The sequence below is a fragment of the Nitrobacter sp. TKz-YC02 genome (assembly GCF_049852135.1).
Classification (GTDB): domain Bacteria; phylum Pseudomonadota; class Alphaproteobacteria; order Rhizobiales; family Xanthobacteraceae; genus Nitrobacter; species Nitrobacter vulgaris.
On the sequence record NZ_CP180728.1, the window covers coordinates 1,850,543 to 1,863,515 of the forward strand.

The 12,973-nt window shown below is 58.9% G+C and carries 11 protein-coding genes; 7 read left to right on the forward strand and 4 right to left on the reverse strand.

Translation table 11 applies throughout. The features are described 5' to 3' along the window. Positions 1-62 precede the first annotated feature (62 nt). Both ACM561_RS08765 and ACM561_RS08770 read right to left on the reverse strand, forming a co-directional pair. On the reverse strand, positions 63-515 hold the full coding sequence (locus tag ACM561_RS08765) for a DNA polymerase III subunit chi (protein ID WP_425909487.1): 453 nt from the start codon (positions 513-515) through the stop codon (positions 63-65). Further along, positions 512-2,014, reverse strand: a complete 1,503-nt coding sequence (locus tag ACM561_RS08770) for a leucyl aminopeptidase (RefSeq protein WP_425909488.1) — start codon at positions 2,012-2,014, stop codon at positions 512-514. Before ACM561_RS08770 ends, ACM561_RS08765 begins: the two co-directional genes overlap by 4 nt. A gap of 357 nt (positions 2,015-2,371) precedes the next feature. Between ACM561_RS08770 and lptF the strand changes: the two genes are divergently transcribed. The 7 genes from lptF to ACM561_RS08805 all read left to right on the forward strand — a co-directional run bounded on the left by lptF (position 2,372) and on the right by ACM561_RS08805 (position 11,343). Beyond that, positions 2,372-3,544 carry an LPS export ABC transporter permease LptF gene (gene lptF / locus ACM561_RS08775; protein ID WP_309773004.1) on the forward strand — a complete coding sequence of 391 codons (1,173 nt, stop codon included), beginning with the start codon at positions 2,372-2,374 and terminating at the stop codon, positions 3,542-3,544. Further along, on the forward strand, positions 3,541-4,638 hold the full coding sequence (lptG, locus tag ACM561_RS08780; RefSeq protein WP_425909489.1) for an LPS export ABC transporter permease LptG: 1,098 nt from the start codon (positions 3,541-3,543) through the stop codon (positions 4,636-4,638). Before lptF ends, lptG begins: the two co-directional genes overlap by 4 nt. Next, the gene (locus ACM561_RS08785; RefSeq protein ID WP_425909490.1) at positions 4,638-7,133 is read left to right on the forward strand and encodes an LPS-assembly protein LptD; all 2,496 of its coding nucleotides are present in this window, start codon (positions 4,638-4,640) and stop codon (positions 7,131-7,133) included. The genes lptG and ACM561_RS08785 overlap by 1 nt, the downstream gene beginning before the upstream one ends. Positions 7,134-7,220: 87 nt before the next feature. Continuing rightward, on the forward strand, positions 7,221-8,180 hold the full coding sequence (locus ACM561_RS08790; protein ID WP_425909492.1) for a peptidylprolyl isomerase: 960 nt from the start codon (positions 7,221-7,223) through the stop codon (positions 8,178-8,180). A gap of 84 nt (positions 8,181-8,264) precedes the next feature. Further along, positions 8,265-9,287: a 4-hydroxythreonine-4-phosphate dehydrogenase PdxA gene (gene pdxA / locus ACM561_RS08795; RefSeq protein ID WP_425909494.1), complete on the forward strand. Its 1,023-nt coding sequence runs from the start codon at positions 8,265-8,267 to the stop codon at positions 9,285-9,287. Then, positions 9,284-10,150, forward strand: coding sequence for a 16S rRNA (adenine(1518)-N(6)/adenine(1519)-N(6))-dimethyltransferase RsmA (rsmA, locus tag ACM561_RS08800; RefSeq protein WP_425909496.1), 867 nt, complete (start codon positions 9,284-9,286; stop codon positions 10,148-10,150). Before pdxA ends, rsmA begins: the two co-directional genes overlap by 4 nt. A 257-nt stretch (positions 10,151-10,407) precedes the next feature. Next, complete coding sequence (locus ACM561_RS08805; RefSeq protein ID WP_425909498.1) at positions 10,408-11,343, forward strand: hypothetical protein; 936 nt, start codon at positions 10,408-10,410, stop codon at positions 11,341-11,343. A gap of 79 nt (positions 11,344-11,422) precedes the next feature. Here the strand turns inward: ACM561_RS08805 and gmk are convergent, their stop codons facing one another. Together gmk and ACM561_RS08815 are read right to left on the reverse strand one after the other, a co-directional pair. Next, positions 11,423-12,082 carry a guanylate kinase gene (gmk, locus tag ACM561_RS08810; RefSeq protein WP_425909500.1) on the reverse strand — a complete coding sequence of 220 codons (660 nt, stop codon included), beginning with the start codon at positions 12,080-12,082 and terminating at the stop codon, positions 11,423-11,425. A gap of 3 nt (positions 12,083-12,085) precedes the next feature. Next, positions 12,086-12,973, reverse strand: a complete 888-nt coding sequence (locus tag ACM561_RS08815; protein WP_425909501.1) for a YicC/YloC family endoribonuclease — start codon at positions 12,971-12,973, stop codon at positions 12,086-12,088.

A 12,973-nucleotide genomic window follows, 5' to 3' on the forward strand; every position in this document is an offset into this window, starting at 1 on the left:
CTGGACCTTAGTGTCTGAGCAGAAAGCTTCAAGTATCATCAAATTACAACCGCTCTATCTGGCTACTTGCGACGCTGCCAGCGTCCAGTTTCGTCAGGCTGCCAGTAGGTCGCCTCAAACCCTCGTGACTTGCACTCTGTCCAGACAGCCCTCGCGGCATCTAGCGCGCCACTATCGTCGCCATCGAAGATCAGCACCAGCCGTTCGTAGGTATCAGGACTGTCCGGAAGTGGGGCACTGTCGATTAGAAATCTGACGGTGGCCCGGTTGGGATTTCGGCCGTCGACTGTCAGGACAATCGGCTGTTCGCTGGCGTCCTCGATCCGCCACGTCGCATGCGGCAGGAAAGAATCGTCACGATAGGACCATAGGTGAGCATCGAGCGCATCGGCGCGCTCCTCAGATGTTGTATGTACGACGGCACGCCATCCGCGTTCGAAGGTTTTCTCGAGCAGCGGTGGCAGAACTTTTTCAAGCGACATGTTCTGCAAATGGTAGAACAGAACTTCCGTCATCGCTGCGTTTCGTAATGCTCCGCGACGAGATGGTCCAGCAACCGCACGCCGAACCCTGATCCCCAACTCTGATTGATGTCGGATTTGGGAGCGCCCATCGCCGTTCCCGCGATGTCGAGATGCGCCCACGGCGTATCGTCGATGAACCGTTGCAAAAATTGAGCAGCCGTGATCGAGCCGCCATAGCGGCCGCCGGTGTTTTTCATGTCAGCAAACTGCGAGTCGATCAGCTTGTCGTATTCAGGCGCAAGCGGCATCCGCCAGACCCGCTCACCGGTCTCCAAGCCTGCTTTCGTCAGTCGCTCCGACAGTTCGTCATTGTTGGAGAACAGGCCGGCGTGGGCGGTTCCGAGCGCCACCATGATCGCGCCGGTGAGCGTTGCGAGATCAACCATCACCTTCGGCTTGAACTTGCGGGCGACGTACCAGAGCACGTCTGCAAGGACCAGCCTGCCCTCGGCGTCGGTGTTGATGATCTCGATGGTCTGCCCTGACATTGATGTCACGATATCGCCGGGCCGCTGCGCGTTGCCGTCCGGCATGTTCTCGACAAGGCCGATGACGCCGACGGCATTCACCTTCGCCTTGCGCGAGGCGAGCGCATGCATCAACCCCACCACACAGGCCGCCCCGCCCATGTCGCCCTTCATGTCTTCCATGCCGCTGGCGGATTTGATCGAGATTCCGCCGGTGTCGAAGCAAACGCCCTTGCCGATGAAAGCGACGGGCGGTTCGCCCTTCTTGCCGCCATTCCAGCGCATGACGACCGTCCGGCTGGGCCGTGCCGACCCCTGCCCCACACCCAGCAGCGCCCCCATGCCAAGTTTGGTCATCGCCTTGACGTCAAGAACGTTGATACCGACCCCGATAGCGCGCAACTGGCTCGCGCGCCGCGCGAATTCCTCCGGATAAAGTACATTCGGCGGTTCGTTCACGAGGTCGCGTGCGATTATGACACCATCGACAACGTGATTGACCGGCGCGAACGCCTTCTTTGCTGCGGCGACGTCGGCGACCGCTATCGATATATCGGCGCGCAATACCGCATCGTCGTCGTCCTTTTTCCGCGTCTTGTAACGATCGAATTTGTAAGCGCGTAACCGGATACCGGAAGCCAGCGACGCCGACTGATCCGGACCCATCATTGCGGATGGCAGCTCCGCAATGATCGTGACGCCGCCGTTATCGCTACGAATCTTTCCCGCAAGAACACCGCCGAATTTCAAGAAATCGCTGCTTTTTAGAGCCGAGGTTTTGCCGGCACCCACAACGATCAGGCGATTAGCCTTGAGCCCCTCCGGCGCGAGAATATCGAGTGTCGTCGCGCTTTTGCCTTTGAACTGATTGGCTGCAGCCGCCCGTTTGACAAGTGCGGTTGACGACCCGAGAGCCTTGCTCGCGGCTTGGCCGAACTTCAGCGCATCATCGCAAAATACTACTAGGGTCCCGCGCGAAGCGGTCGAAACAGGAACAAAGCCCACCGTGACGGCGTCGGGCATCGGAAACCTCCAGGATCAGGGTGGTGCGGCCGCGAAATCGGGCCAGCGTGTGACTTAGCGACTATGACCTGTCAACGGCAACGCTGCCAAGGGTTCAACACGGTGTCAGCTTTCGGCGCCGTTGCTACAAATTCGCTTTGAGCGCAATTAACCCCCGCCGCCGTGGCTGCAGTGTCACATATTCCGGATTTTAACTATAATCGACGGACATTAAGCCTCGGCCATTTTGTTGACAGATCAAAGGGATGGTACTGAGAGACGAGTCAGGTAAAACATGGCGGGACGCTGGGGACGTCTCGGTCGCGGTCTGGCGTTGCCGGATGTGTTTGCCTGAAAGATTGGGGATCGTTCAGACCGATGGGGTCGATCGACAAGTATATTTTCCGGACGACGCTGGCGTCGTTTGTGGTGGTCCTGGTCAGCCTGACAGGGGTGATCTGGATTACGCAGGCGTTGCGCGGAATCGACCTGATGACAAGCCAGGGACAGACCATCCTGACGTTTCTGGGGATCACCAGTCTTGCTATCCCCGTGCTGGTGCTGATCATCTCCCCGATTGCGCTGATGATCGCGATCTCGCACACCCTCCACAAGCTTGCTACGGACTCGGAAATCATCGTGATGAACGCCGCCGGCCTATCGCCGTTTCGGCTCTTCCGGCCGTTCATCTATGCAACGGTGATTGTGGCCTTGCTGGTGGCGTTCATCGCGGCCTACCTTGCGCCTGATGGGATGCGTCGGTTGAAGCGATGGGATGCCGAGATCACCGCCGACGTTCTGGCGAACGTTCTGCAACCCGGCCGATTTGCGCAACTGGATCCGAATCTGACAATTCGTATTCGGGAACGACAGCCTGGTGGCCAACTCGCCGGAATTTTCATTGATGATCGCCGTAATCCTGAAGAGCGCCTCAGTATCATCGCCGACCACGGAACGGTGATGAAGAACGACCAGGGATCGTTTCTTATTCTGGAAGATGGGCACCTGGAGAGATTCGAGACGGGCAAGCGCGAACCGGCCATGGTCGCGTTTGACCGCTATGCGTTCGACATGTCGAAATTCTCCAATCGAGGGCATGACGTTATTTATGGCATTCGTGAACGTTACCTTTGGGAGTTGATTGCTCCCGATCAGAAGGACCCGCTGGTTCAGCAGATGCGTGGCCAATTCCGCGCCGAGCTTCACGATCGATTCACCGCCCCGATCTATCCGTTTGCCTTTGCAGCGCTGACCTTCGCATTCCTCGGAACACCGCGCACCACGCGCCAGAGTCGCAATTTCTCCATGGGAGCGGCAATTGCGGCGGTGTTCGGCCTTCGTATGGCAGGCTTCGCGCTTTCGGTCATGACTGTGAAATCGCCGATGGCCGCGCTCCTGCAATACCTGCTTCTTTTCGGGGCAATTGGTATCTGCTTGCGGGTGATCGTTGCTGGAATCGTGCTCGAACCATCCGCCGCGTTAACGGAGGCGATCAACAGATCGAACGAGCGGCTCCTCCGCCTGCTGGGGAAGAGACCGGCCCTCGCATGAGCATGTTGACGAACACGTTGGGTCGTTATTTTGCTGGCCGCTTCATGGTGGCTGCGCTCGGCGTTTTCGTCAGCATTTTTCTGCTACTCGTTCTTGTCGATTACATTGAAATGGTCCGGAGGACGTCCGGGCTTGCGTCGGCATCGGCACTGGTGGTTGCGGAAACATCGCTTTTCAGGGTGCCCCAGCTCCTTGAGAAACTGACCCCGTTCTGTGTCCTGATCGGCGCCATGACGTGCTATCTCGCACTGTCGCGGCAGCTTGAACTGGTGGTGGCCCGCGCCGCCGGCGTTTCGGCGTGGCAATTTATCTCGCCGGCGCTCGTGTGCGCGATCGTGCTCGGCGCCCTCGCCACCACGGTCTACAATCCTTTGTCTGCCAACCTGCGTGAATTGTCCAAGCGGATGGAGGCCGGACTGTTTGGCGGTGTCTCCGGAGGAGGTCTCCAGGACGCGTCCGGTTTCTGGATCAACCAAGTGACCGACGACGGTCAGGCGATCATCAATGCGGCGCGCAGTGAGCAGCAAGGCGTGCGCTTGACGGGGCTCACGGTGTTCACGTTCGATCCCCATTCCAAGTTCAAGGAACGTATCGAGGCACGCGAAGCAGCCTTGGAAGAAGGCCGCTGGCTGTTCAAAGGCGTTCGCCGGTTTACGCTCGACAATCCGCCGGTCGAGCAGGAAACTTTCGTCCTTCCGACCAGTCTGACGCCGGCACAGGTCCAAAACAGCTTCTCCACCCCCGAAACTGTGTCATTTTGGCAACTTCCGGGTTATATCAGATCCTCCGAGAGCTCAGGGTTTGCAACCGCAGGATACCGGCTGCAATACCACAAACTCATCGCACAGCCGTTTTTGCTGGCTGCAATGGTGATGCTGGCGGCCTCGGTGAGCCTCCGCTTCTTCCGCTTCGGCGGGGTGCAAAAGATGGTTTTAAGTGGCGTGGGTTCGGGCTTTCTGCTCTATGTCCTGTCTAAGGTAACTGAGGATTTGAGCAAGGCCGAGCTGATGAATCCAATCGCTGCGGCGTGGCTGCCGGTCTGCGTCGGCAGCCTCACCGGCTTTTTGGTCTTGCTGCATCAGGAGGACGGATAGTGGCTGAAATCGCCACCCTCCGTAAGCGCTCGCCTGTTCGCGAGCGGCGCGTCTCACTGCGCCGCCGTCGGTCTGGTGCGTCCGTGATTCCGGCCTCGCTGACGGCGGCCGTTCTCGGACTGATTGCCGCCGCTGTGATTGACGTCGTCGCAACTACTCCGGCTGTGGCACAAAGCTTCACTTACAATCCGCGCCCGCCCAAGCCTACGCCGCCGCCACCTCAGAATGACGGGCAGATGCTCGTTCAAGCCACCGAACTCGACTACGACTACAACAATTCTCGCGTGTCGGCCGTCGGCAATGTGCAGATGTTCTACAACGGCACGAGCGTCGAGGCGGACAAGGTCATCTACGACCAGAAAACCAAGCGGCTCCATGCCGAAGGCAACATCCGCATGACTGATGCGGGAGGCAAGGTCACCTACGCCAATATCCTCGATTTGAGCGACGACTACCGGGACGGCTTCGTCGATTCGCTGAGAGTTGACACGGCCGATGCGACGCGCATGGCCGCAACCCGGGCCGATCGGACCAAGGGCAACTACACGGTATTCGAGAACGGCGTCTATACAGCCTGCGCGCCCTGCAGGGAGAATCCGAAAAAGCCCCCGCTTTGGCAGGTCAAGGGTGCCCGCATCATTCACGATCAGACCGAGAAGATGTTGTACTTCGAGGACGCCCGATTGGAATTCTACGGCGTGCCTATGGCCTATATGCCTTTCTTCTCAACACCAGATCCGACTGTGAAGCGCAAAAGCGGCTTCCTGGTGCCCACCTTTACGTCCTATTCTCCCTACGGGGTCGGGGTCGAGGTTCCCTACTATTTCGCGCTCGCGCCGGACTACGACCTGACCCTTTCTCCCCGATTCACCACGCGACAAGGCGTGTTGATGCAAGGCGAGTTCAGGCAGCGTTTAATGGACGGTGCCTATCAAATCCGTGCTTATGGCATCAATCAGCTTGATCCGGACGCCTTCGGTTCGGGTCCCGGAAACCGGGACTTCCGCGGCGGTGTGGATACCAAAGGCCAGTTTGCCTTGAACGATAAATGGGTCTGGGGTTGGGATGGCGTTCTGTTAAGCGACTACTTCTTCTTCTCCGATTACCGGTTGAAGCAGTACAGGGACTTGATGCAATCGTTCCTGACTCTGCCGACCGAAGCGATCTCGCAACTCTATCTGACCGGCGTCGGTAACCGTAGCTACTTCGACGCCCGCGCGATCCACTACCTGAGCTTCTCGGGCAATCAGAGCCTGGTTCCGGTGGTTGCGCCTGTCATCGACTATTCGAATGTCATCAACCATTCGGTCATTGGCGGCGAATTCAGCTACAAGTTCAACTTCGTCAATCTTGCGCGTGATCAGGCGCAGTTCGATCCGATCTCGACGCTGGCGAATACCTCGTTCGTGTGCGCGCCAACGTCGGCTGACCCAGCGGCGAGAACACCGGCCAATTGTTTGCTTCGAGGCATTCCGGGAACCTATACACGCTTGACCGCACAGGCGCAGTGGCGGAAGTCGTTCACCGATTCCTTTGGTCAGATATGGACGCCGTTCGCTTCGCTCCGCGCCGACGCCATCAATGCTGACATCTCGAACCAGCCGGGCGTGTCCAATTTCATCCAGCCCGGCACCACGCAGGCACTCCGCCTCATGCCCGTTGTGGGCCTCGAATATCGCTATCCCTTCATCAACGTTCAGCCCTGGGGTACCACAACGATCGAACCGATCGCACAGGTCATCATTCGTCCGAATGAAAGCTATGCGGGCAAGCTGCCGAATGAGGATGCGCAAAGCCTGGTCTTCGACGCCAGCAACCTCTTCAGCGTGGACAAATTCTCCGGTTATGACCGTGTCGAGGGTGGCGGCCGCGCCAACGTCGGCGCACAGGCGACGACTCAATTCGATCAGGGTGGCGCGATCAACTTTCTGTTCGGACAGTCCTATCAGCTGTTCGGCCTGAACTCGTTTGCTGTCGCGGATATCACCAATACCGGCGTCAATTCCGGCTTGCAGCGCCCGCAATCCGACTACGTGACAAGCGTCAACTATTCGCCGAACAGTATCTTCACGTTCAGCACCCGCGCGCGGATTGATGAGGCGACCTTGAATGTGCAGCGCTTCGAAGCCGAAGGCCGCGCCAGTTTCTACCGTTGGTCCGGGAGTATCTTGTACGGCGATTATGCGGAGCAGCCCAGCCTCGGGTTTCTCACAAGGCGCCGAGGTCTTTTGGGCACGGGTTCCATAAAGGTCGCATCCAACTGGGTCGTGCAGGGTGCGGCACGCTGGGATCTCGAAGCTAATCAAATCAACCAGTATGCAGTCGGCGCGGGATACGTGGACGATTGTTTTGTTCTCGGCCTCAACTACGTGACGTCATACATTTACTCCGCGGGAGCAACGCCGCCCCAGCTTAACCATGCTTTTATGCTTCAGCTTGGACTGAGAACCTTGGGCCAGACCCGCGGCGGGTCGACCGGATCTGGCATCCACTAAATTCAAGTCGCGCCCGTTGAAGGGCAGGCTGTGCCGCCTGATTAACTCAGACCCCGTCGACAAGAGACTGCTAGCGCGCGCACTGACATGAAAATGACCTTGCTCTTCCGGCCGTTGAGCCGTCTTGCCTTATTCGTGTTTCTTTCGTTCGTCGGCTTGAACTCGCCGCTGCTTGCCCAGTCGGTCGCGGTCATGGTCAACGGCGAGCCGATCACCACTTTTGATATCGAGCAGCGCATCCGCCTGATTAAAATATCCACCCACAAATCTCCACCCCGGCAGGAGGTGATCGACGAGCTGATCGGCGAAAAGGTGAAGATCAGGGAGGCCAAGAAGTTCGGCGTGAACCCGACTTCGACGGATATTGATCAGGCATACGCCAACATGGGCGCGCGGATGGGGATGTCGCCCGAACAGCTGACAAAATCGATCGGCTCTCAGGGAGTTCGCCCGGACACGATCAAGGCGCGCCTGAGAGCTGATATGGTTTGGGGAAGCCTTGTGCGCGGCCGCTTCAAGGAAAGTCTTCTTGTGAGCGATCGTGATGTCAATGAAGCGCTGAAGAATGGCGGCGAGGATAAATCGAAAATCGAGGGGGTCGAATACCAGATGCGTCCCGTTGTCCTGATCGTTCCGCGCGGCGCGGCGGGTCCGGTGGTGGAGGCGCGGCGCAACGAGGCCAATTCTTTGCGCGAGCGCATTCAGTCTTGCTCGGACGCCGTTCGCACTGTCAAGGCGATGCGGAATGCCACCCTACGCGATCCGGTCACAAAAACGTCCGCCGACCTGCCACCCACGCTTCGAGATCTGCTCGATAAGACGCCCGTAGGGCACCTGACTCCACCGGAAATCACGCGGCAGGGCGTCGAAATGGTGGCGGTATGCGAAAAGAAGGTAACCAGCGTGGACACCCCGAAGAAAAAGGAAATTCGGGAAAAAATGTTTGCCGACAAGTATGAGAAGCGGTCCAAGTCCTACCTGGACGATATTCGAAGGTCCGCGATGATCGAATATCGTGAGAGTCGTCCAGAGAAAGGCGACAAATGACGTTTCCCGTGTCCAGCAGGGTGATGCGGCAGATGTCATGAACGGCGACGTGTATTCTATCAAAAGCCGCGTTGGAGCCACCGCGTGGTGAAGCCGATTGCATTGACCCTGGGCGAGCCGGCCGGCATCGGACCGGATATCACGATCGCGGCCTGGCTGCGCCGCAAGAGCGATGCCGTTCCTCCCTTCTATCTTCTTGGCGATAGCGCGTTCATCGCGACCCGAGCAAAGCTGCTCGGACTTGATCTTCCCTTGCTTGATCTTTCCTTGGCGGAGGTCGGCCAGAAAGACCTTTCCCAGATATTCAATGAGGCACTTCCGATTGTCGCCACGGGGCATCCGGCAACCGCGCATCCCGGCCATCCCGACGACAACAGCGCCCCCGCGGCGATCGGATCGATCCGCCATGCGGTCAACGACGTTGTAGCGGGCCATGCGGGAGCAGTGGTCACCAATCCGATTGCCAAGAGCGTGCTCTACCGGGCGGGTTTCGTCCATCCTGGCCACACCGAATTTCTCGCCGAACTGGCGGCAGCGAACTCCAACGCGCCGCAACCGGTTATGCTGCTGTGGTCGCCCGATCTTGCGGTAGTGCCCGTCACGATCCACCTGCCCTTGCGCGATGCGATCACAACGCTGTCGAGCCGCATGATTGTGGATACCGTTCGCATTGTCGTTGCAGACCTACGCTCGCGGTTCGGAATCGCCAGCCCCCGCATCGCGGTATCCGGATTGAATCCCCATGCGGGAGAGGACGGCTCGCTCGGAACCGAGGATCAGACGATTGTTGCACCGGCCGTCGCAATCCTGCGCGCCGAAGCAATCGACGTCAAAGGCCCACTTCCGGCCGACACCATGTTCCATGAGGCCGCGCGACGGACTTACGACTGTGCCATTTGCATGTATCACGATCAGGCTCTGATTCCGGTCAAAACGCTGGCTTTCGATCGGGCCGTCAACGTCACGCTGGGACTACCGTTTATCCGTACATCGCCTGATCACGGCACTGCATTCGACATCGCCGGCACGGGACGCGCCGATCCATCGAGTCTAATCGCTGCGCTGAGCCTCGCCGCGCGGATGGCAGCGTCGACGCGTTCGGCATGAGCGCGATTGACGACCTTCCGCCGCTGCGCGACGTCATCAAACGTCACGCGTTATCGGCGCGAAAATCGCTGGGACAGAACTTTCTACTCGATCTGAATCTCACGGCCCGGATCGCGCGCGCCGCCGGTCCACTCCAGGATGCGACCGTCATCGAGATCGGGCCAGGTCCTGGCGGATTGACGCGGGCGCTGCTTGCGCTCGGCGCGATGCGCGTCATCGCCATCGAGCGTGACGAACGCGCGCTGGGCGCGCTGGAAGAAATTTCGGTTCGCTATCCCGGCCGCCTCACGATCGTCAACGCGGACGCGATGAGCTTCGATCCACGACCCCTGCTCGGCACGATGCGTGCAAAGATCGTCGCCAACCTGCCTTACAACATCGCCACCGCGCTTCTGATCCGCTGGCTCAGTATCGAGCCCTGGCCGCCATGGTATGACGCCATGGTGCTGATGTTTCAGCGCGAGGTTGCCGAACGGATCGTTGCCCGAGAAAACGACGAGGCGTATGGCCGCCTCGCCGTGCTGTCGAACTGGCGCACAGAGACCAAAATTCTGTTCGACATCTCGCCCGCGGCTTTCGTTCCGCAACCCCAGGTCACGTCTTCGGTGGTGCGGCTGATACCACGCGACAGCCCCGAGCCATGCGACCGCCGGATGCTGGAGCAAGTTGCCGCCGCGGCGTTCGGGCATCGCCGGAAGATGCTACGGCAGAGCCTCAAATCGTTGTCCGCTGATCCGGCGTCGCTGGCGGCTGCGGCAGGCATCGACCCCACGCGGCGCGCAGAGACGGTTCCAATATCCGGTTTCGTTGCGATGGCTCGTGAATTGGCGGACATACACGGCAATAGAGCGGAGCGGATTTGAGACGATGTTATGGAGTTGATGCGCCGCCAATCGCCGTAAAGTTCGGTGTTGTTGTGCACATGTTATCCATATCGCGAAGCCGCGAGACCGCGCGCCTGCGTTAAGGTGGCCGACGCAGGTAAGAATGTAGGCAGAAGAGAGGTAATTCAGCCTCAATTACGCCCTGACCATTCCGGATTTGCGGCTCAATGCGACCCAAGTCTTTCCTGACTATTAAAGAAAAAGCATCGTGAATCTTGTCATGATCGGGGATATGCATGTCAAACCGTTTGGGGAAACGTCTCTCAACCTTTGGGGTCGCCTTGTTCACGGGCGGCATGCTTGCGATCGCCGTTCAGAGCTCGGCACGCGCGGAGGATACTTGCCTGGTAAAACCGGGCGCGACGACTCCGCGCGGAGGTCACTGGCATTATCGCGTCGAGCCGGGAACTAAGCGTCACTGCTGGTATCTCGGCGAAGGCAAGGCCGCGCTGGAAACCGCAGCAAAGCTGTCGTCGTCTGCTCCCGCGTCGGACAAACGGGCAATGAAGGCGTCCGCACCACCTCTCCGGCCGTCCATCACGAATGCTCATGCGGAGCTCGATGACGCGACAAGCGCGAACGATTCAGCAGACGCCAACTCCCTGCCGTCCACGAGGGATTCTTCCGGCGAGCCTGCGCAAAACACGAATATCTCGCAACCGACCGCTACCGCGCAGTGGCCCGATCCGGCCATCAACGCAGTGCCGGTCGTCAATGCGACGCAACCGCCGGTACAAGCCGCAGTCACGTCTGGTCCGCAGACGCCCGACCCGCCGGTCTCTGCGGCAACAATCGAGCCTGCTACTCAGGCGGTCGGCGAACGCAGCGAGCCAAGCCTTGCTTCAGCCGTCGTCAACGCTCCCGAGGCTGAAATTCAGTCCCACTCGTCATCTATGCTGCTGGGTGGGCTCGCTGGCGCGTTAGCCGTAGCAGGGTTTCTTGGATTTGCAGCTGTCAGATTCGGGAATCTGGGCAGCCTCTTGCAAATCCGTCACTCGCGATTGATCGAGGATTTGGTCGACCAAGGTTACCCTCCGCCCTGGAAACGAAAGGGGCCCGATACTGCACAAACCTCTCGCAGTGACGTGCTGCGCATACGCCAGGACATCGAGGCGCAATCTCGCGACATCATGGAAATTCTGTCTCGGGCATCACGTGGAGCAACGACGTAGCGGCGAATGAAAGGTTTCTAAGCGAACTCGTCAAACCAAAATCACAGAGCCTCGCTTCTGATGCATCACAGGCGAATCTCTAAGTCTCAAGTTGCCGCTGCAATTCTCGCACGAACGCCGTCAATCCGGTTCGGCGTTCGCGCTTGAGCCGTTCAGCCTTTAGAATTGACTGCACCTCAGCAAACGCGTCATCAACATTCTGGTTGATGACGATGTAATCGTACTCGGCCCAGTGGCTGAGCTCATGCGTGGCGCGGTCCATTCGTTCGCGGATAACATGGTCGGCATCTTGGGCGCGGGTATGCAAGCGTCGTTCCAGATCAGTGGCGGACGGCGGCAGAATAAAGACGCTGACCACGTCGGCCCGTGCCTTCTCGCGCAATTGCTGCGTGCCTTGCCAATCGATATCGAACAATACGTCGCGGCCGGATGACAGTGCCGCATCCACAGGTGCGCGCGGCGTGCCGTAGCGATTGTCGAACACGACGGCCCATTCCAGCAGATCATTGTGCTTGACCATGGCCGCAAAGGTCGCGTCGTCGACGAACTTATAGTCACGACCATCGACCTCGCCCGGCCGCATCGGTCTCGTGGTCGCAGAGACCGACAGACTCAAGCCCTCAACGCGCTCGATCAGCAGCCGTGACAGCGTGGTTTTTCCGGCACCGGAAGGCGACGATAGCACGAACATCAGGCCGCGCCGTTCGACTCCGTCGAAACCCCGATCGTGAGCAGTCATCGATCACTCCAGATTCTGGACCTGTTCGCGAAACTGTTCGACGGCGTTTTTCAGTTCAAGTCCGACATTGGTCAGTTCGAGATCGTTCGACTTCGAGCAGCAAGTGTTGACTTCCCTGTTGAATTCCTGCGCAAGAAAATCAAGCTTTCGTCCGATCGGACCGCCCCTGCCGATCAACTCGCGCGTCTGCGAAATATGCGAGGCAATGCGATCCAATTCCTCGCGGATATCGGCCTTCGTTGCGATCAAGATCGCTTCCTGATGGAGTCGATCCTGATCGAAGCGGTCCGATGTGTCGAGCAATGCGGTAATCTGCTCGGCAAGTCGCGCCTTCACTGCGCCCGGTTGACGGCCAGGGGCGGCCTCTGCCCTGCGCGCGAAACGCTCGATCTCATCCATGCGCTGCATCAGTACGCCGCCAAGCGTAGCTCCTTCACGCTCGCGCATATCAACAAGGCTGCGCAGCGCCTGCTCGAAAGTTTCAGCAACGGCGGTCTTTGCTGCGAGTTCCTCGACATCGTCGGACTCCGGTTCAACGACTTCCATAACACCCTTTATCGATAGCAAACCGTCAATGCTCGGCGCGAGCGCGTCGATTTTGCCGCACAAATCGCGCGCGACCTTCAGAAGAGATGCCAGGACCTGTTCATTGACGCGAACGAGGGGAGCCGCGTTGCTGCGCTTCACCGTTAGATTGGCGTAGACCGTTCCGCGTGACAACACTTGTACTGCGCGCTTCCTTATCGTCGCTTCTATATCGTCCCAGCCGGTCGGTAGCCGCGTCCGAAGGTCGAACCCTTTGGCGTTTACGGATTTTAACTCCCATTCGAACGCATACGGCCCACTGGCGCCGTGGCTTCTTGCAAAGCCGGTCATGCTCGACAACGCCAT